The sequence below is a fragment of the Neorhizobium galegae genome (assembly GCF_021391675.1).
GTDB lineage: Bacteria > Pseudomonadota > Alphaproteobacteria > Rhizobiales > Rhizobiaceae > Neorhizobium > Neorhizobium galegae_B.
Genome location: NZ_CP090095.1, coordinates 2,464,787 through 2,490,904 on the forward strand (window position 1 = coordinate 2,464,787; position 26,118 = coordinate 2,490,904).

The following is a 26,118-nucleotide window of genomic DNA, read 5'->3' on the forward strand; positions in this document are numbered from 1 at the left end:
CTCTTTCGCAGTGGGCAACCGGCGGCCTCTTCACAATTTGGCCTTGCCTTGTGTGAACAGTCGGAATGAAAGCAGAACATTTTCTGGTCTTTCAGGTCCGAATCACTACATTGGCCGCATGACGAATAGTTTCGACGACATTCCGTTCTTCGACGAAGAACCGCAGCAGGCGCAGCGCAAGGCCCCCGCCCTGGCGCAGCCGGCCGGAAACGGCGGCCTCGGCATCGCCGCGCGCGCCATGGCGGCCCGCGACCAGCACCGGGCGCCCGACTACCTCGCAGGCCTCAACCCGGAACAGCGCGAAGCGGTCGAGACGCTCGACGGCCCTGTCCTCGTGCTCGCGGGCGCGGGCACGGGCAAGACGCGGGTGCTGACCACCCGCATCGCCCACATCCTCGCAACCGGCCGGGCCTTCCCTTCGCAGATCCTTGCCGTCACCTTCACCAACAAGGCGGCGCGCGAGATGAAGGAACGCGTCGGCGTTCTGGTCGGCGGCGCGGTCGAGGGCATGCCGTGGATGGGCACCTTCCACTCGATCGGCGTAAAACTGCTGCGCCGCCATGCGGAACTTGCGGGCCTTCGCTCCGACTTCACCATCCTCGACACCGACGACGTGGTGCGGCTGATCAAGCAGCTGATCCAGGCCGAAGGGCTCGACGACAAGCGCTGGCCGGCAAAACAGTTCGCCGGAATGATCGACACCTGGAAGAACAAGGGCCTGACCCCGCCCGACATCGCCGAGGGCGACGCCCGCGCGTTTGCCAATGGCAAGGGCCGCGAACTCTACGCCGCCTACCAGGCGCGGCTGCGCACCCTGAACGCCTGCGATTTCGGCGATCTTCTGCTGCACCCGATCGCGATCTTCCGCAAGAACCCCGACCTCTTGAAGGAATATCACGGAAAATTCCGCTATATCCTGGTCGACGAGTATCAGGACACCAACACCGCCCAATATATGTGGCTGCGGCTGCTCGCCCAGCGGCCGAAGGACATTCCCCAGAACGTCTGCTGCGTCGGCGACGACGACCAGTCGATCTACGGCTGGCGCGGCGCCGAAGTCGACAACATCCTGCGTTTCGAAAAGGATTTTCCGGGCGCCAAGGTGATCAAGCTCGAGCGCAACTACCGCTCCACCGAACACATCCTCGGCGCCGCCGGCCACCTGATCGCCCATAACGAGGGCCGGCTTGGCAAGACGCTGTTCACCGACCGCTCCGATCCCGACGACGAAAAGGTGGTGGTGCATGCCGCCTGGGATTCGGAAGAGGAAGCGCGCGCCGTCGGCGAGGAGATCGAGAACCTCCAGCGGGGCAAACACAAGCTCAACGACATGGCGATCCTCGTGCGCGCCTCCTTCCAGATGCGCGAGTTCGAAGACCGGTTCGTGACATTGGGCCTCAACTATCGCGTCATCGGCGGCCCGCGCTTCTACGAGCGGCTCGAGATCCGCGATGCCATGGCCTATTTCCGCATGGTCTGCCAGCCCTCCGACGACCTCGCCTTCGAGCGGATCATCAACACCCCGAAGCGCGGCCTCGGCGACACGACCGTGCGCTACCTGCACGACTATGCCCGCGCCCGCGACATCCCGATGCTGCAGGCCGCCGCCGACCTCATCGAGACGGACGAGATGAAGCCGAAGGCGCGCAAGGCGCTGTTCGACGTGGTGACCGACTTCCGCCGCTGGCAGGGCCTGCTCGAAAACATGGCTCACACCACGCTTGCCGAGCAGATCCTCGATGAGAGCGGCTATACCGCCATGTGGCAGAACGACAAATCGGCGGAAGCGCCGGGACGGCTGGAAAACCTCAAGGAACTGGTCCGTTCCATGGAAGCCTTCGAGAGCATGCGCGGCTTCCTCGAACACGTCTCGCTCGTCATGGATGCCGAGAACAACGAAAACCTCGATGCCGTCTCGATCATGACGCTGCATTCGGCCAAGGGCCTGGAATTCGACACCGTCTTCCTGCCCGGCTGGGAGGAAGGCCTGTTTCCGCACCAGCGGGCGCTCGACGAGGGCGGCCGCTCGGGCCTGGAGGAAGAACGCCGCCTCGCCTATGTCGGCCTGACGCGTGCAAAACACCGCTGCCATATCTGGTTCGTCTCGAACCGCCGCATTCACGGCCTCTGGCAATCGACCATGCCGTCGCGCTTCCTCGACGAACTGCCGGCAGCCCATGTGGACGTCGCGGCCTCAGACAGCAATTACGGCGGTTATGGCGGGCGCGGCGGTTACGGCCAGTCGCGTTTCGACAAGGCCGAGCCCTTCGCCAACAATTATTCCACACCCGGCTGGAAACGCGCCCAGGCCAACAAGACCGACGCCACCCGCGACAACTGGGGCACCCGCTCCGGCCACGCCGTGGAACGCATCGGCTACGGCGAAAGCGGCCCGCGCACCCGGACGATAGATGGTGAACTGGTGGCCAAATCCGTCGCCAACACGCCATCGCAGTTCTCGGTCGGCGACCGGGTGTTCCACGTCAAGTTCGGTAACGGCAATATTTCGGCGATCGAGGGCAACAAGCTGACGATCGAGTTCGATCGGGCCGGGCAGAAGCGGGTGCTTGAGGGGTTTGTGGAGCGGATTTAGATTGCCTTACAATAATTTAAAGAATTAATATACTCGCATGGGTAGTGATTTGCGGGGGATTCGGTGGCGTTAGAATTTACTCTGTCATTTGAAGGAGCATCTGCGGACAATAACTTGCTCGACTTTTACGACGCCGCAGCCGCCTTCTCCGCATTTCAACGAACGCTTGCACTTACCGCTCATCTTGTAATCAATGGCGAGATAATAACTCAAGCTCCTTCATTAAAGGGAGCCCAGATACTCTCTTATCCTGTTGAGCAAGGAAGCTGGAAAGCAGTCGCTGTTGTTGCGGGAACGCTTTTACTATCCGGAGGCGTGGCATCTAGAGATTCTGTACTCGGCCATATTTTTACTTCTACGTATGACTATGTATTAAATGAAGCACTCGGTTTTCATGTTGATTTCGATAAAACACTTGGCGAGCAATTAGAGGAATATCGCCGACAAACAGATGTGGTTCCTAAAAGTCTCGACGAAGGGAAGTTACAAGCTTTAATCGAAAAAAACGAAAATTCACTAAAAGATCTGCATAGACCAATATCCCAATCTAGAACTGCCGAAACCGCAAATATCGGGCAGAGCAATAACGGCAGAATAGTCAAAAAGACAGGACCAACTCTTGATTTCGATACATACGAATATATAAATGTGACGCGCTTATCGGATAGCCAGATATATCGAGCGGGGAAAGTATCAAGTTACAACACAAATACTTTCAAAGGTCGCATATATATAGAATCCGAGGGAAGACCGATACCTTTTACTATAGCGGATTCTGCAAGAAACCCTAGAAACATATCCAAAATTGTTCGCAGCCTTTCTTCAAACGCAATAGACAGATTTGATGCACAGGCAGAAATAGAGTTTGAAGCGCTTACGTTTGAAAGCAAAAACGGTCGCTTAAAGAGCTACTTGATCATCAATATAAAATAAAACTCAACGACTTGCACTTGCCATTCCTCCCCACCTCCAGCTACCCGAGCCGCAACAGAATTTTGCAATCCAAGGGAGGAATTCATGAAGGCGATTGTCACGGCCCCTGGCGGCCTCGATGCCATCAAGCTCGTCGATCTGCCGGATCCCGGCAAACCGGGACGTGGCGAGATCCGGGTGGCGCTGCATGCGAGTTCGATCAATTTCCATGACTTGAGCGTTGCAAGCGGCAGGACGCCGACCGATGGGCGGGTGCTGATGGCGGATGGGGCCGGCGTGGTCGAGGAGGTCGGCGAAGGAGTGAGCGAGTTCAAGCCGGGGGACCATGTTGTCTCCTGCTTCTTTCCGGACTGGCAGGACGGTCCGCCGCTGGCGGGCGGTTTTTCGCGCACGCCGGGCGATGGCATCGATGGGTTTGCGACCGAATATGCGGTGCGGCCGGCGGCGGCCTTCACGCTCGCTCCAACAGGGTTCAGCCACGTGGAAGCGGCGACGATCACCACGGCCGGCCTGACAGCCTGGCGGGCGCTTGTCGAGCTCGGCAGGCTGAAGGCCGGCGAGACGGTGCTGGCGCTCGGCACGGGCGGCGTGTCGATCTATGCGCTGCAGATCGCCAAGGCGATGGGCGCACGGGTGGCGATCACCTCCTCATCGGACGACAAGCTGGAGCGTGCCAGAAAACTCGGGGCCGAATTTACGGTCAACTACAAGGACCATGCCGACTGGGGCAAGCAGGTTTTCGACTGGACCGGCGGCCGCGGCGTCGACCATGTGGTGGAAGTCGGCGGTCCGGCGACGCTCGGACAGTCCATCCAGGCGGTGAAGATGGGCGGCCATATCGCCATGATCGGCGTGCTGACCGGCCCGCGCGGCGAGGTGCCGACGGCGGCGCTGATGGGCAAGCAGGCGGTGTTGTCCGGCATTCTGGTCGGCAGCCGCCGGCAGCAGCAGGATTTTGTCCGGGCGCTCGATACGGGACTTGTCCGGCCGGTGATCGACAAGGTGTTTCCGCTCGAAAATCTCGCCGACGCCTTTCGCTACGAGATGAGCGGCAGCCATTTCGGCAAGATCGGCATCGAGTGGTGATCGGTCGGGCGGAGGTTTTCCTTGCGGAGAGCCCCTGCCCCGGCTACCTCGGGACCGGACCAAGCGATCAGGGAGCGGCTCCATGTTTCTCACCAATCAGGATGTCATCGAGCTCACCGCCTGGCGGCGCAAGCTGCATGCCATGCCGGAGATTTCCAGCGAGGAGATCGCGACGGCCGCCGAGGTGCAAGGGTTCCTCGCCGATACGGTGCCCGACCGGGTTGTGACAGGCCTTGGGGGCACCGGCGTCGCGGTCGTCTACGACAGCGGGCTTCCCGGTCCGACCGTCCTGTTTCGCGCCGAGCTGGATGCGCTGCCGATCGAGGAAGTCGGCTCGCCGGACCATCGCTCGAAAATCTCCGGCAAGGGCCATATGTGCGGGCACGACGGCCATATGGCCATGCTCGCGGCGCTTGGACGGCAGTTCGGCCGCGAAAGGCCGAAGCGCGGCCGCGTCATCCTGCTTTTTCAGCCGGCGGAAGAGACGGGCGCCGGCGCCGCGGCGGTCGTCGCCGACGAGAAATTCAAGGAGCTGGTGCCGGATTACAGTTTTTCGCTGCACAACATGCCGGGCCTGCCGCTCGGCCATGCCTGGCTGAAGGACGGGATCGTCAACTGCGCCTCGCGCGGCCTGCGGATCGCGCTGACCGGGCGCACGGCGCATGCCTCCATGCCGGAGACGGGCGTCTCGCCGGTACCGGCGGTCGCAACGCTGATGCCGGCGCTGACCGCTCTCAGCCGGGGCTCGATCGCAACCGGCGACATGGTGCTGGCAACGGTGACGCATGCCTCGATCGGCGAACCCGCATTCGGCATCGCCCCTGGCCATGCCGAAGTCTGGGTGACGCTGCGCACGATGACCGACAGCCAGATGGAAGCACTGACGACCAGGGCCGAGGGCCTGGTCCGCGAGATCGCGGCAGCTGGCAATCTCCGATGCGAGATGGATTATCACGACATCTTCGGCCATTGCGAAAACCATGCGGAAGCCGCCGAGATGCTGCGGGCGGCGATGGACGCCGAAGGCGTTCCCCACGATGTCGGCGACGCGATGCGCGGCTCGGAGGATTTCGGACGGTTCGCGACAGTCTCGAAATCGGCAATGTTCTTCCTCGGCGCCGGCGAAGACATGCCGAACCTGCACAATCCGAACTACGATTTCCCCGATGACCTGATCCCGATCGGCACGAAGATCTTCATGCGGGTGGCGCGGGATATTCTCGGCTGATGTCCTGAACGGATGACGCCTTCATGCGGCGTCACCATCATCCAGCCCCGATCACGCGTCGCTGTTGCCGAACAGCTTGGCCATGAAGCCGCCATCGGTGCCCCGCCCGGGGCGCTTGCCGTCCCATTTGGGAACGATCACCATATGGGTGATGTCGCCGCGCTGGAAAGCCTTCAGGAACTTGTCGTAATCGGCGAAGGCGACGCAGCCGTGCGAGTCGCCGCGCACCCGGAGCAGGAAGCTGTGGGCAAGCAGGCCGGTGCGGCCCTGCGGCGCCTTGCCATCGACCGGCGTCAGGCGGATCGCTGCGACGCCGTGGAACAGCTTTTCGCGCATCGACAGCTTATATGTGCCGGGCGGCGTCGGGCCACGCATCGTCACATGGGTGTATTTCGGGTTGTCGCGCATTTTGCCGATGCCGGAATGCGCTTCGAGCTTGGAGCCGTTCGGCATATAGACCATGCCGCCGGAAATATCGTAGACGGCCACTTTCGTGCCGATGCCGGGCCAGGCCGGCGCGGATTGCGACGGGCGGGTCGGCTCCTCGCGCATCGGATTGTCGGGCTTGGCAAAGGCGAGCGCGGTCGGCTTGTCGTCGCCGTCATCAGTCTTGGCGGGCTTTTGCGGCGCGACAGCGGCGATGGCCGCAAGGGCTGCCGGCTTGGTGGGTTTGTCGGCGGCGGACCCCGGACGGATCACCGGCAGCGGAACGGCCTTCGGCAGATGATAGGAAGGTGCCGCGGGAACGGCCTCCTCGACCACCGCGACCTCGCTCTCCTCGGCACCGCCCTCTTCCAGGGCGGTTTCTTCAAGCGCGGCCATCTCGACCGGCTTCATGTCCTTGAGCCCGGCAACGGTGGTGACCGTCTCGGCATCCTGGATCATGTCCGGCAAGGTGCCGCTCGCCGAGCGCGGCGCCACGACCACAAGGCTTTCCATCGCAGGGCCGAGCACCGCGCGAATGGCATTGGCGTCCGGACGGGCTTTTTCGAGTGCGGCGAACCGCTGTTCGTGTTCCTGATGCCGGGCGGCCTTGGCCATCGCCACGGTCAGCACCCGGCTGACGTTCGAAAGATCCGGCTTGCGGGCTTCAAGGGCGGCCACATCGGCGCCAGCCAGGCGATTGCCCTTGGGTTCGGCGGAGGAGCTGCCCGGCAGGCGGGAGAATTTCGAAACGTCGATCTCGCGTTCACGCGTTGTGGCAGCGGGAACGGCAAGAGCGATCGGCTTTGCCAACGCCGTCTCGAACTTCACATCGGAAGCCGACTTCACAGCGGTCGCCATGGTAACCATCGACGCACCCATCAGGGCGGCGACCGTCAGGCCGAAACCGACCGTGACATTGACCAGGAGAGAGCGGGATTTTTTGCGGCGCTGCGGAGCTTTGCCTGCCTGCCTGCCATTTACCGACGTCTGGACCGAACGCGCCATCACTCGTTACCCGAACCGTTACTCACACCGACGGGGCTCGCTTCCGCGAGACCGCCAACACAACCCTGACGAGCACTGAGCAAACGAAGATTTTGCTCACTGCCGCCTATCGACTGCATGTGAGGATGAACGATTATGGTAACCAATGTCTTTACGTCGCCCCGATTTGGTTTCGGTGGTGCACATAAAAGCGCATGCCGTCGGAAGTTTAACCGAATTGCGGCAACAGGGTGTCCGCCCCGTGCACAATTGAGGCTAGTCAAGCCAACGACCGTTGCTGTTTAGCCACAAAATCCAAGTCTTTCAAGGCTTGTCAGAATTTTTATACCATTTCCCTCTCCGCGCGCCGCCGGCCCTCGGACACATATTCCGACAGCAGCGCCGTGGCGACGTCCATGACCGCCCGGACCCGAGGTGTATACCGAAGCCTTTCAGAGTGGTCGGACAGGTCTCTGCAGCAGGCGAAATCCTGGGTCGAAAACAGGAGATCAGATCCTTGTGGCCGGTCGCCACGAACTCGAAAACAGCCCAATCCCGAGCTCGCGGTGAATGCTCGACAGCGTTGTAGAGACTGAGTTCCGCCGCACCACGATGGCCCTCTCGGGCGAGTTTTCCGAACCCGCAAAACGGCCGGATGATCCGGGATGGATGGGGATCGACAGAATCGCTCCGACTGCTGCATTGCAAAACATATCGGCCTTGATCCTGCCGTCCGCCCTTGGCATCCTCCGATAATCCAGGATTCGGAGGATGACCGATGAAAGCGCTGCTCCTGATCGACATCCAGAACGGTTTTTGCCCGGGCGGCAACCTGCCCGTGGCTCACGGCGACGAGATCGTGCCGGTCGCAAACCAGTTGATCGAAGGCGGCGGTTACGATGTCATCGTCGCCTCGCAGGACTGGCACCCGGAAAACCATGGAAGCTTTGCCTCCCGGCATCCGGGCAGGAAGCCGTTCGAGATGGGCGAGTTGTCCGGCCAGCCGCAGGTCATGTGGCCGGACCATTGCGTGCAGGGCACGCCGGATGCGGAGTTCCACCCGGACCTCAACGTCGAGGCCATCGACTATATCCAGCAGAAGGGCGAGAACCCCGCTGTCGACAGCTATTCCGCCTTCCGCGACAACGACCAGGCCGCAGTAACGGGCCTTGCGGGCTATCTGAGAGCGCAGCAGGTGACCGAGCTCGATCTTTGCGGGCTCGCGACCGACTATTGCGTGAAATTTTCCGCTCTCGACGCCGTGGAAATGCTGCCGGGCGTAAAAGTGCGCTTCATCGAGGATGCAAGCCGTGGCATCGATCCGGAAGGCGTGAAAAGCGCCATCGCCGAGATGAGAGCAAAAGGCGTCGGCATCGTTTCGAGCAGGGACATCCTCGCCGACTGATCGCCGGCACCGGGGCCGCCGGAGTTCCATAGTTCAGCGGAATCGATCGTTCCATCAGCCCAATTGAATTGCGCGAGGTCCCGCAGGGCTCTAAAGCCGGTGCGAAAAGGATTTCGTCGATGAATCGCAGCGAATTCAACCAGGGTCTGAAGGGCGGCCTCATCATCGCCCTTTCCTCGGCTCCGTTCGCGGTGCTGTTCGGCGCCGTGGCAAGCGACAATGGCCTCTCGGTCATGGAAGCTGGCCTGATGAGCGCGACCGTCTATGCCGGCGCCAGCCAGCTCGTTGGCATCGAACTTTTTGGCCACCAGGTGGCGCCGTGGCTGATCGTGCTCTCCGTCTTCGCCGTGAATTTCCGCCATATCCTCTATTCGGCTGCACTGACCCGGTACATTGCCCATTTCACGCCGGTCCAGAAATTCTTCACCTTCTTCGTGCTGACCGACCCGCAATTCGCCGAGGCCGTGAAACGCGGCGAAAGCGGCCGGGGCGTCGGTTTCCCCTGGTATATCGGCTTCGGCGCCGCGATCTATTTCCCCTGGCTGTTTTTCAGTGTCGTCGGCGCGTTTTTCGGGCGGATGATGGGCGATCCGCGTGCGCTTGCGATCGACGTGCTGCTGCCGGTCTATTTCCTCGGGCTGGTGATCGGCTTTCGCCGTAAGCCGGGCTTTTATCCGGTGGTGGTGGCGAGCGCTCTCGGCTCCGTGCTCGGCTATCATTTCGTCGGGTCGCCCTGGCATGTCAGCATCGGCGCTGCGGTCGGGGTCGTCGTCGCAGCTTTCCTGCCGCTGTCCACTGAATCCGTGCCGGCAAACACCGCCACCGAGATGGAGAGCTGACATGACCGACCTCATCTCCGTGGATATGGCTCTGCTGATACTGGCCGCAGCGGCCGCGACATTCCTCACCCGCATCGGCGGTTATGTGCTGATCACCCGAATGACGACGATCCCGCCGCGCATGGAACAGGCCCTCAACGCCGTGCCGGCAGCGGTTCTGACGACGCTCGTCGCCCCCGCCTTCTTCAACGGCGGCTGGGACGTCAAGATCGCCATGCTGGCGGCACTCGTGGTTGGTGTCCGATATCCGGGCCTCTTGCTTCTCGGCGCCGGCTGGGCGGCAGCGATGATCTGCCGGCACCTCCTGGGCTTCTGACGAAAGGCGCCCGGCTTCAGGAAAGCGGCTCCGTCGCCTTCACCAGCCAGGTCTTGACCGCGTCGTCCTCGATCAGCGGCAGCAGCTTTTCGCGAACGGCGGCATGGTAGCCGTTCAGCCAGCCGAGTTCCTCGGCGGTCATCAGGTCAGGCAGCACGAGACGGCGGTCGATCGGGCACCAGGTCAGCGTCTCGAAGGCGAGCATCGGCTGGTCGCCGCCGTCGATCTCTTCCGCTCCGGTCACATAAATCAGGTTTTCGATGCGGATGCCGAAGGAGCCGGGACGGTAATAACCGGGCTCGTTCGAAAGGATCATGCCGGGCAGCAGTTCCTGGGTCGCCAGCCGCGAGATCCGCTGCGGCCCCTCATGCACGGAGAGATACGAACCAACGCCGTGGCCGGTGCCATGCGCATAATCGCCGCCGGCCTTCCACAGCGCGATTCGGGCGAGCGGATCGAGATCGCAGCCGCGCGTGCCCTTGGGGAAACGCGCCGTGCTGATGCCGATCATGCCCTTCAGCACCAGCGTGAAGAAACGCTTGTGCTCTTCCGGAACAGAGCCGACCGCCACCGTGCGGGTGATGTCGGTCGTGCCGTTGACATATTGCGCGCCCGAATCGACCAGGAAAAGCTCGCCGGCTTCAAGCTTGCGGTTGGTCTCTGTCGTCACCCGGTAGTGGATGACCGCGCCGTGTTCGCCGGCGCCGGAGATCGTGTCGAAGGAAATGTCCTTCAGCGGGTTCTGCATGTTCTGTCCGACGCGGGCGCGGGTCGCCTCCAGCGCCTTGACCGCGTCGATCTCGGTGATCGTGCCGGGCGCCTGGGCGTCGAGCCAGCAGAGATATTCGACCATTGCGGCGCCATCCTGCAGATGCGCCTTGGCCGAACCTTCGAGCTCCTCGCGGTTCTTGCAGGCGCGCGGCAGTTTTGCCGGATCGGAAGCCTCGACCACGTCGCCTCCGGCGGCCGTGATCGCCTTGGTGAGCGCCAGCGGCGTCAGGTCGGGGTCGATGAGGATCTTTGCGCCGTCCGCCGAGACGGCCGCAAGCCGCGCGAGGAATTCCGAAGGCGGGCGCTGGACGGCGATCTGGGCGAGATAGGCGGCCTGTTCGATGCCGGTCTTCATCTGGTCGAGAAAAATCTCGGCCTTGCCCTCGGCCGGGATGATGGCGCGCGACAACGGATAGGGCGTATGCGGCACGTCATCGCCGCGGATGTTGAAGATCCAGGCGACCGATGTCGGGTCGGCGATGACCACTGCGGCAGCGCCCTTCTCCTTCACTTGGCTCGCAATCGCCGCAATCTTTTCGCTCGCCAGGGTGCCGGCATGCTCCTGTTTCTGAATCGAGACGGCGCCGAGCGGCTCGGCGGGTCGATCGGCCCAGATCGCGTCGAGCGGATTGGCGTCGAGCAGCACCAGCGAACCGCCGACCTCGGCAAGTGCCTTTTCGAGCCGGCGTACTTCCGCCCCCGCATGCAGCCACGGATCGATGCCGAGCCGGAAACCTTTTGCGCCGTGGCGCGGCAGCCAGACATGCGGCGGCTCGTTGACGAGATCGCCGGCGGTGAAGACCGAGCCATCCACCTGTTCGGCAAGCTGGGTGACGTAACGTCCATCGACGAAAACGATAGCCTCACGTTGCGTGACGAGCGCCATGCCGGCCGATCCGGTGAAGCCGGTGAGCCAGGACAGGCGTTCGGCCGAGGCGGGCACGTATTCGCCCTGGTACTCGTCGGCACGGGGCACGAGAAAACCGTCAATGCCGAGATCGGCGAATTTCGCCCTGAGCGCGCTGACGCGATCGCGGCCGAACTGCGGGGCGGACTTCACTTCGAAGGACTGGAACATGAGGTTGTTTTTCCGGGCTGCCTGATTCCGAGAGGTCGGACTATGTTAGCCGATCTTCGACAGACATTGCCAGACGGGCCGGATGACCGGCGATTGTGCATCTGCTCAACAGGTCTGGCGCGGATCTGATCATCCTATGCAGAAAACGCATACCACCAATGAGAGAAGCCCTCTCACTGTGCAGTGCAGCAATCGCTATATTCACATCATCGAACGGGCGCCGAACAAGGCCCGTATCAAAAGGATCGCTTCCATGGCCAACTCTTTCTTCCGCAATGCCTTCAACCGCGTGGTCGAAGCTCGCGAGCGTCAGGTTGCCCGTTACGTCAACGGCGCCTTGCTGAGCCTCGACGACGAAACGCTGAAGGGCCTCGGCACCAGCCGCGAAGAACTGCGCCGCAAGGGCGCCCAAAGCTACGTATTCTAAGCTACGTATTCCTGATCATACGGCCGGCGCGGGCTCTCCTCCCTCACCCGCCCCGGCTTTCAGGATACGAGGCCCGCTCGAGCAGATCCTCCCTCACGCTCGCGGGTAGGTCAGTCTCAGAACTGATCGCAAGGCGGCACCACTGGTGTCGCCTTTTTGCTGTCTGCACCAAAAGCCATGCAAAGAGCTCAATGCTGCGTTGCAAAACAGATCACCGATGGCGCAGATGGATCGTCACCCAGCCATTGCGCCATATGGTGCGGACATGGGCGAGATGGACGCCGCTATAGGCGGCCAGCACCTTCCAGCGCTGTCCGGCCAGGATACCCGACAGGATCACCGAACCGCCAGGCGCCAGATGTGCTGTCAGCTGCGGCGCCATCTTCATCAGCGGCCGCGCGAGAATGTTGGCGATGATCAGGTCGAACGGCCCCTCCCGATCGAACGCGGGCGAATGAAATCCCGGCGCCGTCTCCAGGCGGATGCCGGTGGCGATGCCGTTGCGACGGACATTCTCCCGCGCCACGCGCACGGCGACCGGGTCGATGTCGGTCGCGAGCACCGGAATATTGCGCAGCTTGCGCACGGCGATCGCCAGCACGCCGCTTCCGGTTCCGAGATCGAGCGCGTTGCGGACGGTTCTTGCGCGCATCACGTCCTCGATCACCTCGAGGCATCCGGCGGTAGTGCCGTGGTGGCCGGTGCCGAAGGCCTGGCCCGCATCGATCTCGATGGCGATGTCGTTGACCTTCACCTTGTCGCGGTCATGCGAGCCGTGGACGATGAACCGCCCGGCCCTCACCGGCTTCAGCCCCTCCAGCGACTTCGCGATCCAGTCGATATCCGGAATGATTTCCCTTTGAATTTCCAGAGCGGGAAAGGCTTTGGCGAGACCTTCGGCGATGCGCTGGCGCACGATCTCCTCGTCATCCGCCATCATGTAGACGGAGGCTTCCCAGATGTCCTTTTTCTCGTCCACCTCGGTGGTGGCGATGGCAAAGTCCTCTTCGCCGAAAACCTCCGACAGGATATCGAGGATCTCGGCCGCACCTTTTTCGGTGGACGTGACGTAAAGGCGGATTTCGCTCAAGGAAACAGTCTCTCAGCTATTGATCGGTGGCGGAGAGGATTGCCACAGAAGCCCTGTCGGCTTCAACGTCAAACGTATCAGCCCTTGATCAGATTTTCGAGCTTCTTGACCGCGACGTCGGGGTTTTCGCCGTACGCAATGGTGCCGGCGAAGCGTCCGCCATCGTCGAGCAGGAACACCGAGGCCGTGTGATCCATGGTGTAGTCGCCGTTCGGATCCTTCTCGTCGACCGGCACTTTCTTGAAATAGACCTTGAAACCCTTGGCCATCTCCTGGACCTTGGCCGGCGGACCGGAAATGCCCTTCACCCGGTCGGTGACATTGGAGACGTACTGGCCGAGCAGTTCGGGACTGTCGCGCTCCGGATCGATGCTGACGAAATAGCCGTTGAGTTTGGTGCCGTCCGGATCGACCTTGTGCAGCCAACCGTTGAGCTCGAAAAGCGTCGTGGGGCAGACTTCCGGGCAATGGGTGAAGCCGAAAAACAGCGCCGTCGGCTTGTCCTGGAAGGCCTTTTCGGTGATCGGTTGGCCGTTCTGGGCGACGAGCTGGAACGGTACCCCGAACGGCCCCTCGGCAAGCTGCTGTTTCGAACGCGTCAATGTCAGCGTCAGCGCCACCAGCACGCCCGCCAACGCAACGACGGCGATCCACAGAACAATTCGGAAGCTCTTCATCAGTATCTCTTCAGCTCAGGCCCAGTTGACGGAGCGATAGACCCGAGCCGGCGGGGGCGCAATTCAAGAAGTCGTTTTCGAAAGACATCGCGCTGATTTGTCTCAACGACAAGGCAGCGGTCAGAAACACCACGAAAGACCGGTTTCATCGAGCGTCAGCAGGATGGAAGAGCCGAACCGGAGCCAGCCGTAAAAGGCGATGCCGCCGAGCCCGAGCAAGAGCAGGCTTACAGCGGTGATCAGCGGCAGGCGGTAACCGTCGAGGGTGCTATCCATGATGTTCAATCTACAACCTTTTCCGGCTTCTTGGAAGGCGGCACAACCTCCAAACAAGCTTAGCGTAAGATTAATACCTGTCTGAGATCTTATGAAGGCGAAGGTGGTTCACGAATCGTTGCGGCAAATGGAAGTGAGATGCGACACGCATCGCACTGAGGGCCGCGATATCGTGAGGACCCCAAAGACATGACGTCGCCGATATCGGCTCGCTCCCTGTTTCCATCTCTATCCGAAGGCCTGCCGGACCTGTCCGGCGCCGGGAGAATTTCAACAGCATGACGGCAAAACCCATTCGCAAGACGCTATCGGTCAATCACCGGCTATGGACGCTGGCAGGATCCGCCTTTGCCGGTATCGGCGCCATGCTGCTTGTCGGCTGGTACGAGGGCCGCCAGGTCAACGAAGCGCTGCAGCGCGCCACCGAGATTCGGGAGCATGTGGATACCGTCAACGGCATGCGCATCGCCAACCTGGAACTCGTCCTGGCAGCGATGGACACGATCGTCGACCGCGACGACAAACGCGTCGATCCCGCCCGGCTGAAGGCGATGGCGGACTCCATCGACAAGTTGAAAAGCTCCTCGGGCGACCTGAAGAAACTCGCGGCCGACATCGGCAATCCGGGCCTCGTGGCAGGTTTTGAAACGGATCTCTCGGCTGTTTCGACAGCGATCCAGACCGATCTCAGAAAAATGGTCGAAACCGGCGCGCCCGACGACGCCTATGACAAGATCGACGACGTCATCGACGGCGCTGGCGAACGGCTTGGCACAACGCTTGAGGCCGCAGCCGTCGCAGGCGAAAAGATTGTCAGAAGCGGCGTCGGGGAAGCGAACACGCTTTCCTCGAACGCGCTTTATGTGCAGCTTGGCTGCGGCCTGATCGCACTGGTCGTCATGGCAATCCTGCAGAGCGTTCATGGCGGCGCCATCCGGCGCGGCATCGACGGGGTCCGCGCCAGCATGCAGCGGATCATCGGTGGCGACTACAAGACCGCCGTGCCCGGCATCGACCGCGGCGACGAGATCGGCGAGATGGCGCGCGCCACCGATATCTTCCGGCTTGCGGCCGTCGAGCGCCAGACCCTGGAGATCAGCCTGAACGACGAACGCCGCCGGAACGAGACCCAACGGCAGGCGAGCGAATCGGAACAGAAGGCTGAAGCCCAGGCGCTCCACTTCGCCGTCGATTCGCTTGCGAGCGCGCTCAACCGTCTCTCCGAGGGCGACCTCGCAGCCGCCCTCGATCGTCCCTTCCGGGCAGATCTCGAGCGCCTGCGCACCGATTTCAACCGGGTTGTCGAACGTCTGCGCCACATCATGACCGAGGTCGCCAACAGCTCCAGCTCCATCGGCGCCAACGCCAACCAGATGCGCTCCGCTGCCAACGACCTGGCGAAAAGGACCGAGAAGCAGGCGGCCTCGCTCGAGGAAACATCGGCAGCGCTCGAAGAAATCACGGCGACCGTGCGCAACGCCACCAGCCGCGCCGAAGAGGCGACGCAGATGGTAAGCGACGCCAAGGACTATACCGAAAAGTCCTCCGGCGTGGTTCGCGATGCCACAGCGGCCATGGGGCGGATCGAGGACGCGACCGCCGAAATCGGCAAGATCATCAACGTCATCGACGAAATCGCCTTCCAGACCAACTTGCTGGCACTCAACGCCGGGGTCGAGGCGGCCCGCGCCGGCGAGGCCGGCAAGGGTTTTGCCGTCGTCGCCCAGGAAGTACGCGAGCTCGCCGGGCGCGCCGCTGGTGCGGCCAAGGACATCAAGGCACTGGTCACCCGTTCGAACCACGAGGTCAAGACCGGCGTAGACCTGGTGAAGGCGACGGGCGACGCCCTGACCCGGATCGGCGACGACGTGCTGAAAATCAACGACCACGTTCACGCGATCTTCACTTCTGCGCGCGAACAATCAACCGGACTAAACGAAATCAATACCTCGATCGGCCAGATGGACCAAGCAACGCAACAGAATGCCGCGATGGTGGAGCAGAGCACTGCTGCCAGCCATTCGCTGGCCAGCGACGCCGAAAACCTCAACCAGCTGATCAGCCAGTTCCAGATCCGTGGAGGCAATGGCCCGCGCGCCGTCGAGGTCGCGAGCGCTTCCACACCAGCCAAACCCTCCCCCGCCCTGAACTTGATGAACAAGCTCGCGGGAGCCTTCAGCAACAGTCCCGCCTCCGCCAAGCCGAAGGCCGTGGGATCCTCAGACAAATGGGAAGAGTTCTGACATGAGCAATGCCATCAAGCAGTCCGGCGCCTACCTCGAAATCGTCTCCTTCCATCTCGGCGACCAGGAATTCTGCATCGACATCATGGCGATCCGCGAAATCCGCGGCTGGGCGCCGGTGACCCCGATGCCGCACACGCCGCCTTACGTGCTCGGCCTCATCAACCTGCGCGGCGCGGTGATCCCGGTCATCGACATGGCCTGCCGCCTCGGTATGAAGATGACCGAACCGTCGGAACGCTCCGCGATCATCGTCACCGACATCGCCGGCAAGCTGGTCGGCCTGCTGGTCGAACAGGTATCCGACATGATGACCATCCGTGGCGAAGACCTGCAGCCGGCACCGGAAATCATCCCGGAAGCGCAGCGCGCCTTCTGCCGTGGCATCGTGGCGCTGGAAAAGACCATGGTCTGCTTCCTCAACCTCGACACCGTCATCGCCGACGAACTCGCACGCGAAGCCGCGTAAATTTCGCAGCGCAAAAAAGTCCGAAAATATGACCTGATCTTCCGTCACACGCAAATGTGACGGAAGATTAACGCATTGTAATTATTGCTTATTTGTAACAATTTTGGGCGGAACCGATAGTCGGGCTCCGCAGTTCTTCCGTCGCAAACGCCAACCGAACCGCTTCCTGAACGCCTCGGCTGGTTTACCCAAGATAGGAGAATGACCATGAACAAGGCTTTTGCTCTCGCAGTCCTGATGTCCGCCGCCACGATGGGAACCGCCGCCTATGCCCGCGATATGGGCATGACGGCCAAGCCCGCCGGCGACGTCGCCATCGTCTATACCGATCCCGAAATCGACAACAGCGCCAAACGGCTCGACGTGCCGGACAGCATCATTCATCCAAGCCAGGCAATGGTGCAGAAGGCACAGGCCGAGGTGAAGGCCGATCGCGCGTTGCGGGCCGATCTTCTGAGCCAGAACGTCGAACTCAACAACGTCGTGGCGATCGACACCGCCGCCGACGGCAGCCGGATCGTCTACGTCCGCTGATTCGCCCCGCCATTACCGACGGATTTCAAAACCGGGTTCGCTTGCCGAGCCCGGTTTTGTCGTTTTGCCGGCGATCCTGTTGACCTCAGCCACACCGCATGACTGTATTCGTCGGAAGGATGCAGCACAGCTTGTGTCCTTCACGCTTTGGGAGGAGCACGATTGAGCGACAGCGTTGACGCCATTGTGGTGGGCGCAGGCCTGGCAGGCCTCGTGGCCGCGACGGAACTTGCCGATGCCGGCCGCTCCGTCATCATCCTCGACCAGGAACCGGAACAGAACCTCGGCGGCCAGGCCTTCTGGTCGCTCGGCGGGCTGTTCCTCGTCGATTCTCCCGAACAGCGCCGGATGGGCATCCGCGATTGCCTCGATCTCGCCTGGCAGGACTGGCTGGGCACCGCCGGTTTCGACCGCGAGGAAGACCACTGGCCGCGCCTGTGGGCGCAAGCTTATGTGGCCTTCGCCGCCGGCGAGAAACGCTCCTGGCTGCGGCAAATGGGTCACCGCATCTTCCCCATCGTCGGCTGGGCGGAACGCGGCGGCGGCTCGGCGACCTCGCACGGCAATTCCGTGCCGCGGTTCCACACCACCTGGGGCACCGGCCCCGGCGTCGTCGAGCCCTTCGAGCGGCGGGCGCGAGAGGCGGAGAAGAGCGGAAAAATCCGCTTCCTCTGGCGGCGCCGCGTCGACAATCTGGTGAAGACCGGAAAGGCCGTGACTGGCGTTGCAGGCACAATCCTCAAGGCGAGCACGGCTGAACGTGGCGAAGATACATCGAGGACACCGGCCGGTGACTTCGAGCTCAACGCGCCGATTGTCATCGTCGCCTCGGGCGGCATCGGCGGCAATCCGGACCTCGTGCGGCAGATGTGGCCGGAACGGCTCGGGCGACCGCCGGGCTTCATGGTGTCGGGCGTGCCAAAACACGTGGACGGACGGATGATCGGCATCACGCGCGCTGCCGGCGGACAGGTGATCAACCGCGACCGCATGTGGCACTATACCGAGGGCCTGCGGAACTGGAACCCGATCTGGGAGAACCATGGCATCCGGATCCTGCCCGGCCCCTCCTCGCTCTGGTTCGACGCGACGGGCAAGCGCCTGCCCGCCCCCTTCTATCCCGGCTACGATACGCTCGGCACCCTGCAGCACATCATGGCGACCGGTCATGACTACAGCTGGTTCGTGCTGAACCAGAGCATCATCCGCAAGGAATTCGCGCTCTCCGGCTCGGAACAGAACCCGGACCTCACCGGCCGCGACTGGAAGCTGACGGCGAAACGGGCGATCGGCAAAAAGGCGACGGGGCCGGTGGAGGCCTTCAAGGAACATGGCGAGGATTTTGTGGTCGCCGAGAGCCTTGGCGAGCTGGTGGCCGGCATGAACCGACTTGTCGGCAGCAATCTCCTGGACCTCGCCGATATCGAGCGCGAAATTGTCGCCCGCGACGGACAGGTGGCCAATCCCTTTGCCAAGGACGCGCAGATCATGGGCATCCACAATGCCCGCCGCTCGCTTGGCGAAAAGCTGGTGCGGACCGCAAAACCGCACCGCATTCTCGATCCGGCGCACGGGCCGCTGATCGCGGTGAGGCTGAATATCCTGACACGCAAGACACTGGGAGGGATCGAAACGGACCTCTCGGCCCGCGTGCTGGGCGAGAACGGAGAAGCGATCCCAGGGCTCTATGCCGCAGGGGAGGCCGCCGGTTTCGGCGGTGGCGGCATGCACGGCTATCGGGCACTCGAAGGCACCTTTCTCGGCGGCTGCCTGTTTTCCGGCCGCAATGCCGGCCGGGCGGCGGCGGCCGCCCTCGGCTGAGCCCGATTACGGCTTGGGCTTGCCGTTCTTCCAGGTGACGTTCTGGTTATAGAGCGGGATGGTCGAGATCGCCATTTTTGCCGAACCGTCGGTGAGTTCGCGGGTGTGGACGAGATAGATCAGCGTATCGTTGGCCTTGTCGTAGATGCGGTTGACGACCAGCGACTTCCAGATCAGCGACATGCCCTCGCGAAACACCTCGTCGCCATCCTTGGAGAGATTGATATTGCCGACCTCGATCGGGCCGGTCTGGCGGCAGGCGATCGAATTGTTGGACGGATCCTCGAACCAGTTGCCGTTCTTCAACCGGTCGATGATGCCGCGCTCGAAATAGGTGACGTGGCAGGTGACGCCCTTCACCTGCGGATCGGCGACCGCCTCGACGATGATGTCGTTGCCGATCCAGTCGACGCCGACTTCGCCGACCACTTCGGCAGAAGCGGGCGCGGAGAGCATTCCGAGCGAAAAGGCTGCGGCAGATGCAAGGCAGGCAAGGCGGCTCATTGGTTGCGTCATGGGGACTTCAGCTCCGGTAAACGATCCGTGATCTGAGATAAGGATTGCCGGGGCGGAAACAAGCGGATGCTTCGGAACTCTTATTTGAGCCGGCAGGTGCAGGGCGCGTAACCGCCGGAAAACAATCGCCCGACCTTCATGCCGATCATCGCCGGAATGTCGCGGACATGCGGCACTTCCAGAGACTTGGCGATCGCGATCGTCGCCCGCGCGCAGACGGCCGCGTCTTCCGCCGCATTGTGATGCGCGAAGCGAAGGCCGAGATGCTGGGCAAGGACGTTGAGCTTGTGCGAGCCGAGATGCGGCCAGACCTTCTGCGACATCTTTACGCTGCAGAGATAGGAGAGCTCCGGATAGCTCTGCCGATAGGCATCGAGACAGGCCCGCCAGACGCTGAAATCGAAGGCGGCATTGTGGGCGATCATCGTGGCGCCGCGAAAATCGTCGGCGAACTCTTCCATCACTTCCGGAAACTCGCCGGCATCCTCGACATGTTCCGGCCGGATGCCGTGGATCGCCACGTTGAAGGAGGAAAACCGCATGTCCTTTGGGCGGATCATCCGTTCCTCCACCCGCACCACCTCGTCGCCCTCCAGCCAGGCAAGCCCGACCGAACAGGCACTGCCGCGCTGTTCGTTGGCGGTTTCGAAATCGATGGCGATGGTTTTCAAGGGCGAGTTCCGGATGAAGGTCGGAGAACTTCTACAGGCGGGAATTCGATTCGGCAAAGACGGCCAGCGCTTTTACCCCTCTTGACGCATCGGCGCTTGTCTGAGAGCTTGGCCGCCATGACCCGTTTCGCCGCCCACATGCATCTTACCGTGACCATTCATCCCGCAGGGTGCGTGGCGGTCTTGGCGCGTTAGCCGGTCATCCGTCCACCAACCCTGCCGAAATATGGCAGGGTTCGGTGTTTCCGCTCTGCCTCGGCGAAGACCAAGGAGAGCAAGCATGACAGAGTTCGATATCCCACCACCGCTGGACCCCGATGCGCGATGGCCCGAAGGCCTGTCGATCCGCGCACGCACGCCGGCGGACGCGCCTGATATCACCGCCTTGCACAATATGCCCGGCTACCGCCGGGGCACCCTCAGAACGCCGCACCACAGCCCGGAGGAAATCCGCAAGGGCATCGAGAACCAGTCCGCCAATTTCATCTCGCTGGTCGCGGTCCTAAAGGACAGGATCGTCGGCGATGTGGGTATGACCCGCTATGCAAATCGCCGGGCACATGCCGGAAGTATCGGCATGGGCGTCCACGACGCCTATATTGGCCGCGGGATCGGCCGCGCCCTGATCGGCGAAATCCTCGCCATCGCCGACCGATGGCTGGACCTGAAGCGCGTCGAACTGACGGTCTATACCGACAATGAGGCGGCGCTGGCGCTCTACCGGAAATTCGGCTTCGAGGTGGAAGGCCATCTCAAACAATTCGCCTTCCGCAACGGCGAATATGTCGATGCCTATTCGATGGCGCGGCTCAGGGCGTGACCTTCATCACCCGATGAAGGCCCTCACGCGATAAAAGCAAGCCATTCGTCCTCGTCCATCACCTGGACGCCGAGTTCCCTCGCCTTGTCGAGCTTGGAGCCGGCGCCCGGGCCGGCGACCACATAGTCGGTCTTCTTGGAGACCGACCCGGCCACCTTGGCGCCAAGGCTCTCCGCCCTCGCCTTGGCCTCGTCGCGGGTAAATTTTTCGAGCGAGCCGGTGAAGACGACCGTCTTGCCGGCGATCGGGCTGTTCGAGGCGACCGGCTGTTCGGCCTCCTGCGGCGTCACCTCTTCGCGAAGCCGTGTAATGACCTCGACATTGCGCGGCTCCTTGAAGAACTCGACGATGGCGCGCGCCATCACCTCGCCGATGCCCTCGATATTGTTCAAGTCGTCCCAGGCGTCGCCGGAAAGTTCGGCTGCGTCATCCATGGCCTTCGCAAAGGCCTCATAGGTCCCGTAGGCGCGGGCGAGCAGCTTGGCGGTGGTCTCACCCACATGGCGGATGCCGAGCGCGTAGATGAAACGGTGGAGTGCGATCTCGCGCCGCTCGTCGATCGCGTCGAACAGTTTCTTGACGCTGACCTTGCCGAAGCCCTCGATATTTTCGAGCTTGGTAAGCGTCGAGGCCTCCTGCCGCCGCTTCAGCGTAAAGATATCCGGCGCGGTGCGGATCTTCAGCGCGTCGTCTTCCGCCTCGAAGAAGAAGTCGATCTGTTTCGAGCCGAGGCCTTCGATATCGAAGGCATTGCGGGAGACAAAATGTTTCAGGTGCTCGGTCGCCTGCGCCCGGCAGACGAAACCGCCGGTGCAGCGAGTGACCGAATCGAGCTTGCGGGTCTTTTCGTTGCGCTCCCGCACCGCATGACTGCCGCAGACCGGGCATTTCTTCGGGAATTCGTAAGGCACGGCTTCCGAAGGCCGTTTCTCCATCACCACGTCGAGCACCTGCGGGATGACATCCCCCGCCCGCTGCACGATGACGGTATCGCCGACCCGGATATCGTGATCCGGCTCGCGGATCGGCTCGCCGGAATTGCCCAAGCCCTTGATGTAATCCTCGTTATGCAGCGTCGCATTGGTAACCACTACGCCACCGACGGTGACCGGCGTCAGCCGCGCAACCGGCGTCAGCGCGCCGGTGCGGCCAACCTGGATGTCGATCCTCTCCACATGGGTGAAAGCCTGCTCCGCCGGGAATTTATGGGCCGTCGCCCAGCGCGGCGAACGGGAACGGAAACCGAGCCTGGCCTGCAGGTCGAGCCTGTCCACCTTGTAGACGACGCCGTCGATCTCGTAGTCGAGATCCGGGCGCTTGAGGCCGATATCCTGGTAATGCGCGATGATGTCCTCGACGGCGTGCAGGCGCTTCATCAGCGGATTGACCGGAAAACCCCATTCTCTGAACTTCTCGACCATGCCCATCTGGGTGTCGGCCGGCATTTCCGACATTTCGCCCCAGGCATAGGCGAAGAATTTCAGGTTGCGGCTGGCGGTCACCTTGGCGTCGAGCTGGCGCAGCGAGCCGGCCGCCGTGTTGCGCGGGTTGACATAGGTCTGTTTGCCCTCGGCCGCCATCTGCTCGTTGAGCGCCAGGAAATCGCTCTTGCGCATATAAACCTCGCCGCGCACCTCGACGACGTCAGGCACGCCGGCCGGCAGGCGATTGGGGATTTCCTTGATGGTCTTGATGTTCTCGGTGACGTTCTCGCCGGTCGTGCCGTCGCCGCGGGTCGCGGCATTCACCAGCCGGCCGTTCTCGTAGCGGATCGACATGGAAAGCCCGTCGATCTTCGGCTCGGCGGTAAACGCGATCGAACCGTCCGGAAGCTGGCCGAGGAAGCGGTAGACGGAGGACACGAAGTCCCGCACGTCATCGTCCGAGAACGTGTTGTCGAGCGACAGCATCGGTCGCGAATGGGTGATCGAGGCGAATGTCGGGAGCGGCGCGGCGCCGACGCGGATGGACGGGCTGTCGGCACGGATCAGCTGCGAGAACCGCTTCTCGATCGCATCGTTGCGCCGTTTCAGCGCGTCGTAATCCGCATCCGAAATCTGCGGCGCGTCGTGGCCGTGATAAAGCTCGTCGTTGCGGGCAATCTCCGCCGCCAGATAGGCCAGTTCGGCTGCGGCCTGTTCTTCGGTCAGGTTTTCGACGGGCGTCTGTTCGGCGGGCATGCGGGTCTACTCCTCGGATAGCGAGGAGTCGTTTTGTAGAGCAAATTTTAGCGATGGGAAGGGTGGAGGACGAGTGATACGGATGGGATAGGCGGGAGAGGTTGCCCAGCGTAACTGCTAACCGTTCCCAGCCAGCAACCTTTTCGCAGCCGCCCTCGCCTCGTCGGTTACCGATGCGCCGGCGAGCATGCGGGCGATCTCTTCGGTGCGGTGTTCCGGCTCCATGGTGGCGACGCGGGTGGCGATCTTGTCGGTGCCCTCGCCGGCCGGCCCCTTGGAGATCAGCAGATGGGTGGCGGCCCGGGCGGCCACCTGCGGCGCGTGGGTGACGGAAAGCACCTGCACCTTGTCGGACAGACGTTTCAACCGCTGGCCGATCGCATCGGCGACCGCACCGCCGACGCCGGTGTCGATTTCGTCGAAGACCAGCGTCGGAGCCGAGCCGCGGTCGGCGAGCGCCACCTTGAGCGCCAAGAGGAAACGCGACAGCTCGCCGCCCGAAGCGACCTTCATGATCGGGCCGGGACGCGTGCCGGGATTGGTCTGGACGTGGAACTCCACGGTATCGATGCCTTCGGCACTTGCCGCTTCTGGATCGCTCGCCACATCGACCATGAAACGGGCGCGCTCGAGCTTCAGCGCCGGGAGCTCGGCCATGACAGCCGCGGCCAGCGATTCGGCGCCATGCCGGCGTTTTTCGGACAGGATGCCGGCTGCCTGATCGTAGGCGACCTTGGCGGCGGCCGTCAGCTTTTCCAGCTCGCCGAGCTTTTCCTCGCCGGCATCGAGGTCGGCAAGGTCCGATATCATCTTTTCGGCAAGCGCCGGCAGGTCGGCGACCGGGATCGAATATTTACGACCGGCGGCGCGCAGGGCAAACAGCCGCTCCTCGACCCGCTCCAGTTCGCGCGGGTCGAATTCGGTCCGCCGCAGCGCCGCCTCGACTTCCATCTGGGCATTGGAGAGATAGTTGAGCGCCTGGTCGAGAAGCTCGACGGTCTCTTCGAGCAGGCCGGGCGCCTCGTGGCTCTTGCGCTCGAGGCGCCGCACCAGCGAGGCGATCAGCGGCACGGGCGACGAGTTGCCATTGAGGAATTCGGAAGCCTCGGAAATGTCGCCGGCGATGCGCTCGGATTTCTGCATCCGCGAGCGCTGCTCGGCGAGCTCGTCCTCCTCGCCGTCGCGCGGTGAGAGCGCTTCGAGCTCTTCCACCGAGGCACGGATATAATCGGCTTCGCGCGCCGCGGCCTCCACCTTGGCGCGATGGGTTTTGAAGGCCCGTTCCGCGTCCCTCCAGGAGCGATAAAGGCCGGAAAGCTGCAGCACCTCGTCGCCCAAGCCCGTGAAGGCGTCGAGCAGCGTGCGGTGGGCGTTGGTATCGATCAGCGCCCGGTCGTCGTGCTGTCCGTGGATTTCGACCAGAAGCTGGCCCGCCTGGCGCATCAGCTGCACGCTGACCGGCTGGTCGTTGATGGATGCGCGGGTGCGCCCGTCGGCCGACTGGATGCGGCGGAAGATCAGGTCGCCGTCGTCGTCGATGCCGTTATCGCGCAGGAGTTTTCGGGCGCCGTGGCTGCCGGACACATCGAAGACGGCCGTCACCTGGCCCTTGTCTTCCCCATGGCGCACCAGGTCGCCGTCGCCGCGGCCGCCGAGCGCCAGCGAAAGACTGTCGAGCAGGATCGATTTGCCGGCGCCGGTTTCGCCGGTCAACACCGAAAGGCCGGTCTCGAAGGCAAGGTCCAGCCGCTCGATCAGAACGATATCGCGGATCGACAACTGGATCAGCATGTCTCAGACCTTATGCGCCGATCAGCTTGGCCCCGGCGCGGGAAATCCACGAGCCGCGATTTTCGCGGGGCTCGACGCCGTTGCCCTTCAGCAGCTTGAAGGAATCGGCATACCACTGGCTGTCGGGATAATTGCGCCCGAGGACAGCGGCAGCGGTCTGCGCCTCCTCCGTGATGCCCATCGCATAATAGGCTTCGGTCAGACGCGCCAGCGCCTCTTCCACCTGATTGGTGTTCGGATACTGTTCGACCACGTTGCGGAAGCGCCGGATCGCGGCAAGATATTCCTTGCGCTCCAGATAGTACCGGCCGATCTGCATTTCCTTGCCGGCGAGCTGGTCGCGCGCAAAGCGGATCTTCGCCTGGGCATCCTCGACATATTCCGAGGTCGGATAATTGGTTACGACCTTGTTCATCGCATCGATGGTGCGCACCGCAGCGCGCTGGTCCTGGGTCACGTCGGCGATCTGCTTGGAGTAAGCGAGGCCGACGAGATACTGGACATAGGCCGAATCCTGCGATTGCGGATACTGGCTCATGTAGCGGTTGCCGGTGGCCACCGCCTCGTCGTTGCGGCCGAGCCGGTACTTGGTGAATGTGCTCATGACGAGCGCCTTGCGGCCCCATTCGGTGAACGGATTCTGGCGGTCGATCGAATCGAACTTGCGGCCCGCTTCGGCAAGGTTGCCGGCCTTCATGTTGGCGAGACCCTGGTTGTAGAGCGTCTCCGGCGCATCCGTTTCGAGACCGAGCTTGGTGATGTCGATATCGGGATCCGACTGGCAGGCGGTCATGCCAAAGCCGGCGCCGGCCAGCACCAGCGACATAAGCGCTACTCTTGCCGTCTTACGCATTCCAACAGACCTTACATGGTTCATTCGAGAATTCCTGATCGTCCCGCGCCTGAAAAGCCCGCTGCCCAAGCAGGCCGTTCTAGCCATAAAA

23 protein-coding genes are annotated in these 26,118 nt (G+C 62.5%); 13 read left to right on the forward strand and 10 right to left on the reverse strand.

The genetic code is table 11. The features are described from left to right. Positions 1–118 precede the first annotated feature (118 nt). The 4 genes from LZK81_RS12340 (at position 119) to LZK81_RS12355 (ending at position 5,840) form a co-directional block, all read left to right on the forward strand. Positions 119–2,593, forward strand: a complete 2,475-nt coding sequence (locus LZK81_RS12340; protein WP_233953472.1) for an ATP-dependent helicase — start codon at positions 119–121, stop codon at positions 2,591–2,593. A 63-nt stretch (positions 2,594–2,656) separates the two neighbouring features. Then, entirely contained in the window at positions 2,657–3,526 is an 870-nt protein-coding gene (locus tag LZK81_RS12345) for a hypothetical protein (RefSeq protein WP_233953473.1), read from the forward strand. Positions 3,527–3,610: 84 nt separating this feature from the next. Then, on the forward strand, positions 3,611–4,612 hold the full coding sequence (locus LZK81_RS12350; protein WP_233953474.1) for a zinc-dependent alcohol dehydrogenase family protein: 1,002 nt from the start codon (positions 3,611–3,613) through the stop codon (positions 4,610–4,612). Positions 4,613–4,694: 82 nt separating this feature from the next. Next, entirely contained in the window at positions 4,695–5,840 is a 1,146-nt protein-coding gene (locus LZK81_RS12355) for an amidohydrolase (protein ID WP_233953475.1), read from the forward strand. A 51-nt stretch (positions 5,841–5,891) separates the two neighbouring features. Here LZK81_RS12355 and LZK81_RS12360 read toward each other — a convergent pair whose 3' ends face one another. Beyond that, positions 5,892–7,271 carry a DUF2778 domain-containing protein gene (locus tag LZK81_RS12360; protein WP_233953476.1) on the reverse strand — a complete coding sequence of 460 codons (1,380 nt, stop codon included), beginning with the start codon at positions 7,269–7,271 and terminating at the stop codon, positions 5,892–5,894. A 757-nt stretch (positions 7,272–8,028) separates the two neighbouring features. Here LZK81_RS12360 and pncA point away from each other — a divergent pair. The 3 genes from pncA to LZK81_RS12375 all read left to right on the forward strand — a co-directional run bounded on the left by pncA (position 8,029) and on the right by LZK81_RS12375 (position 9,810). Next, positions 8,029–8,655, forward strand: coding sequence for a bifunctional nicotinamidase/pyrazinamidase (gene pncA, locus LZK81_RS12365; RefSeq protein ID WP_046607499.1), 627 nt, complete (start codon positions 8,029–8,031; stop codon positions 8,653–8,655). Between the two features lie 119 nt (positions 8,656–8,774). Then, complete coding sequence (locus LZK81_RS12370; protein WP_233953477.1) at positions 8,775–9,494, forward strand: AzlC family ABC transporter permease; 720 nt, start codon at positions 8,775–8,777, stop codon at positions 9,492–9,494. A gap of 1 nt (position 9,495) precedes the next feature. Continuing rightward, entirely contained in the window at positions 9,496–9,810 is a 315-nt protein-coding gene (locus LZK81_RS12375) for an AzlD family protein (protein WP_233953478.1), read from the forward strand. A gap of 16 nt (positions 9,811–9,826) precedes the next feature. On the opposite strand, the gene LZK81_RS12380 is transcribed toward LZK81_RS12375, so the two are convergent. Beyond that, positions 9,827–11,659, reverse strand: a complete 1,833-nt coding sequence (locus tag LZK81_RS12380; protein ID WP_233953479.1) for an aminopeptidase P family protein — start codon at positions 11,657–11,659, stop codon at positions 9,827–9,829. A 253-nt stretch (positions 11,660–11,912) separates the two neighbouring features. Here LZK81_RS12380 and LZK81_RS12385 point away from each other — a divergent pair, with 253 nt between their 5' ends. Continuing rightward, on the forward strand, positions 11,913–12,086 hold the full coding sequence (locus LZK81_RS12385) for a hypothetical protein (RefSeq protein WP_046607519.1): 174 nt from the start codon (positions 11,913–11,915) through the stop codon (positions 12,084–12,086). A gap of 211 nt (positions 12,087–12,297) precedes the next feature. On the opposite strand, the gene LZK81_RS12390 is transcribed toward LZK81_RS12385, so the two are convergent. From LZK81_RS12390 to LZK81_RS12400, 3 genes are all read right to left on the reverse strand, one after another. Continuing rightward, the gene (locus LZK81_RS12390; RefSeq protein ID WP_233953480.1) at positions 12,298–13,176 is read right to left on the reverse strand and encodes a 50S ribosomal protein L11 methyltransferase; all 879 of its coding nucleotides are present in this window, start codon (positions 13,174–13,176) and stop codon (positions 12,298–12,300) included. A gap of 77 nt (positions 13,177–13,253) precedes the next feature. Then, positions 13,254–13,853 carry an SCO family protein gene (locus LZK81_RS12395; RefSeq protein ID WP_046608732.1) on the reverse strand — a complete coding sequence of 200 codons (600 nt, stop codon included), beginning with the start codon at positions 13,851–13,853 and terminating at the stop codon, positions 13,254–13,256. A 120-nt stretch (positions 13,854–13,973) separates the two neighbouring features. Beyond that, entirely contained in the window at positions 13,974–14,129 is a 156-nt protein-coding gene (locus LZK81_RS12400; RefSeq protein ID WP_233953481.1) for a hypothetical protein, read from the reverse strand. A gap of 278 nt (positions 14,130–14,407) precedes the next feature. On the opposite strand from LZK81_RS12400, the gene LZK81_RS12405 reads away from it, so the two are divergent. The 4 genes from LZK81_RS12405 (at position 14,408) to LZK81_RS12420 (ending at position 19,196) form a co-directional block, all read left to right on the forward strand. After that, positions 14,408–16,372: a methyl-accepting chemotaxis protein gene (locus LZK81_RS12405; RefSeq protein ID WP_046626052.1), complete on the forward strand. Its 1,965-nt coding sequence runs from the start codon at positions 14,408–14,410 to the stop codon at positions 16,370–16,372. Position 16,373: 1 nt separating this feature from the next. After that, positions 16,374–16,841 (forward strand): chemotaxis protein CheW, encoded by a 468-nt coding sequence (locus tag LZK81_RS12410; protein ID WP_046607492.1) that lies wholly within the window; start codon positions 16,374–16,376, stop codon positions 16,839–16,841. A 207-nt stretch (positions 16,842–17,048) separates the two neighbouring features. Next, positions 17,049–17,375, forward strand: a complete 327-nt coding sequence (locus LZK81_RS12415) for a hypothetical protein (RefSeq protein ID WP_046608730.1) — start codon at positions 17,049–17,051, stop codon at positions 17,373–17,375. 162 nt (positions 17,376–17,537) lie between these two features. After that, positions 17,538–19,196 carry an FAD-binding dehydrogenase gene (locus tag LZK81_RS12420; RefSeq protein WP_267967536.1) on the forward strand — a complete coding sequence of 553 codons (1,659 nt, stop codon included), beginning with the start codon at positions 17,538–17,540 and terminating at the stop codon, positions 19,194–19,196. 6 nt (positions 19,197–19,202) lie between these two features. Here LZK81_RS12420 and LZK81_RS12425 read toward each other — a convergent pair whose 3' ends face one another. Together LZK81_RS12425 and LZK81_RS12430 are read right to left on the reverse strand one after the other, a co-directional pair. Further along, on the reverse strand, positions 19,203–19,700 hold the full coding sequence (locus LZK81_RS12425) for a CreA family protein (RefSeq protein WP_233956536.1): 498 nt from the start codon (positions 19,698–19,700) through the stop codon (positions 19,203–19,205). 92 nt (positions 19,701–19,792) lie between these two features. Then, positions 19,793–20,383, reverse strand: coding sequence for a 3'-5' exonuclease (locus tag LZK81_RS12430; RefSeq protein ID WP_046626037.1), 591 nt, complete (start codon positions 20,381–20,383; stop codon positions 19,793–19,795). A gap of 280 nt (positions 20,384–20,663) precedes the next feature. On the opposite strand from LZK81_RS12430, the gene LZK81_RS12435 reads away from it, so the two are divergent. Next, a complete protein-coding gene (locus tag LZK81_RS12435; RefSeq protein WP_233953483.1) occupies positions 20,664–21,203 on the forward strand; it encodes a GNAT family N-acetyltransferase in 540 nt (179 codons plus the stop codon). A 23-nt stretch (positions 21,204–21,226) separates the two neighbouring features. Here the strand turns inward: LZK81_RS12435 and ligA are convergent, their stop codons facing one another. The 3 genes from ligA to LZK81_RS12450 all read right to left on the reverse strand — a co-directional run bounded on the left by ligA (position 21,227) and on the right by LZK81_RS12450 (position 26,051). Then, positions 21,227–23,383, reverse strand: coding sequence for an NAD-dependent DNA ligase LigA (ligA, locus tag LZK81_RS12440; protein WP_233953484.1), 2,157 nt, complete (start codon positions 23,381–23,383; stop codon positions 21,227–21,229). 117 nt (positions 23,384–23,500) lie between these two features. Further along, positions 23,501–25,174, reverse strand: a complete 1,674-nt coding sequence (gene recN, locus LZK81_RS12445; protein ID WP_233953485.1) for a DNA repair protein RecN — start codon at positions 25,172–25,174, stop codon at positions 23,501–23,503. Positions 25,175–25,184: 10 nt separating this feature from the next. Continuing rightward, positions 25,185–26,051 (reverse strand): outer membrane protein assembly factor BamD, encoded by an 867-nt coding sequence (locus LZK81_RS12450; protein WP_046607483.1) that lies wholly within the window; start codon positions 26,049–26,051, stop codon positions 25,185–25,187. Positions 26,052–26,118: the final 67 nt, after the last annotated feature.

Coding starts and splice junctions, on each gene's coding strand:
- LZK81_RS12340 (WP_233953472.1), top strand. CDS start 119: ATGACGAATAGTTTCGACGACATTCCGTTCTTCGACGAAGAACCGCAG.
- LZK81_RS12350 (WP_233953474.1), top strand. CDS start 3,611: ATGAAGGCGATTGTCACGGCCCCTGGCGGCCTCGATGCCATCAAGCTC.
- LZK81_RS12355 (WP_233953475.1), top strand. CDS start 4,695: ATGTTTCTCACCAATCAGGATGTCATCGAGCTCACCGCCTGGCGGCGC.
- LZK81_RS12360 (WP_233953476.1), bottom strand. CDS start 7,271: ATGGCGCGTTCGGTCCAGACGTCGGTAAATGGCAGGCAGGCAGGCAAA.
- pncA (WP_046607499.1), top strand. CDS start 8,029: ATGAAAGCGCTGCTCCTGATCGACATCCAGAACGGTTTTTGCCCGGGC.
- LZK81_RS12370 (WP_233953477.1), top strand. CDS start 8,775: ATGAATCGCAGCGAATTCAACCAGGGTCTGAAGGGCGGCCTCATCATC.
- LZK81_RS12375 (WP_233953478.1), top strand. CDS start 9,496: ATGACCGACCTCATCTCCGTGGATATGGCTCTGCTGATACTGGCCGCA.
- LZK81_RS12380 (WP_233953479.1), bottom strand. CDS start 11,659: ATGTTCCAGTCCTTCGAAGTGAAGTCCGCCCCGCAGTTCGGCCGCGAT.
- LZK81_RS12385 (WP_046607519.1), top strand. CDS start 11,913: ATGGCCAACTCTTTCTTCCGCAATGCCTTCAACCGCGTGGTCGAAGCT.
- LZK81_RS12395 (WP_046608732.1), bottom strand. CDS start 13,853: ATGAAGAGCTTCCGAATTGTTCTGTGGATCGCCGTCGTTGCGTTGGCG.
- LZK81_RS12400 (WP_233953481.1), bottom strand. CDS start 14,129: ATGGATAGCACCCTCGACGGTTACCGCCTGCCGCTGATCACCGCTGTA.
- LZK81_RS12405 (WP_046626052.1), top strand. CDS start 14,408: ATGACGGCAAAACCCATTCGCAAGACGCTATCGGTCAATCACCGGCTA.
- LZK81_RS12410 (WP_046607492.1), top strand. CDS start 16,374: ATGAGCAATGCCATCAAGCAGTCCGGCGCCTACCTCGAAATCGTCTCC.
- LZK81_RS12415 (WP_046608730.1), top strand. CDS start 17,049: ATGAACAAGGCTTTTGCTCTCGCAGTCCTGATGTCCGCCGCCACGATG.
- LZK81_RS12425 (WP_233956536.1), bottom strand. CDS start 19,700: ATGAGCCGCCTTGCCTGCCTTGCATCTGCCGCAGCCTTTTCGCTCGGA.
- LZK81_RS12435 (WP_233953483.1), top strand. CDS start 20,664: ATGACAGAGTTCGATATCCCACCACCGCTGGACCCCGATGCGCGATGG.
- ligA (WP_233953484.1), bottom strand. CDS start 23,383: ATGCCCGCCGAACAGACGCCCGTCGAAAACCTGACCGAAGAACAGGCC.
- recN (WP_233953485.1), bottom strand. CDS start 25,174: ATGCTGATCCAGTTGTCGATCCGCGATATCGTTCTGATCGAGCGGCTG.
- LZK81_RS12450 (WP_046607483.1), bottom strand. CDS start 26,051: ATGAACCATGTAAGGTCTGTTGGAATGCGTAAGACGGCAAGAGTAGCG.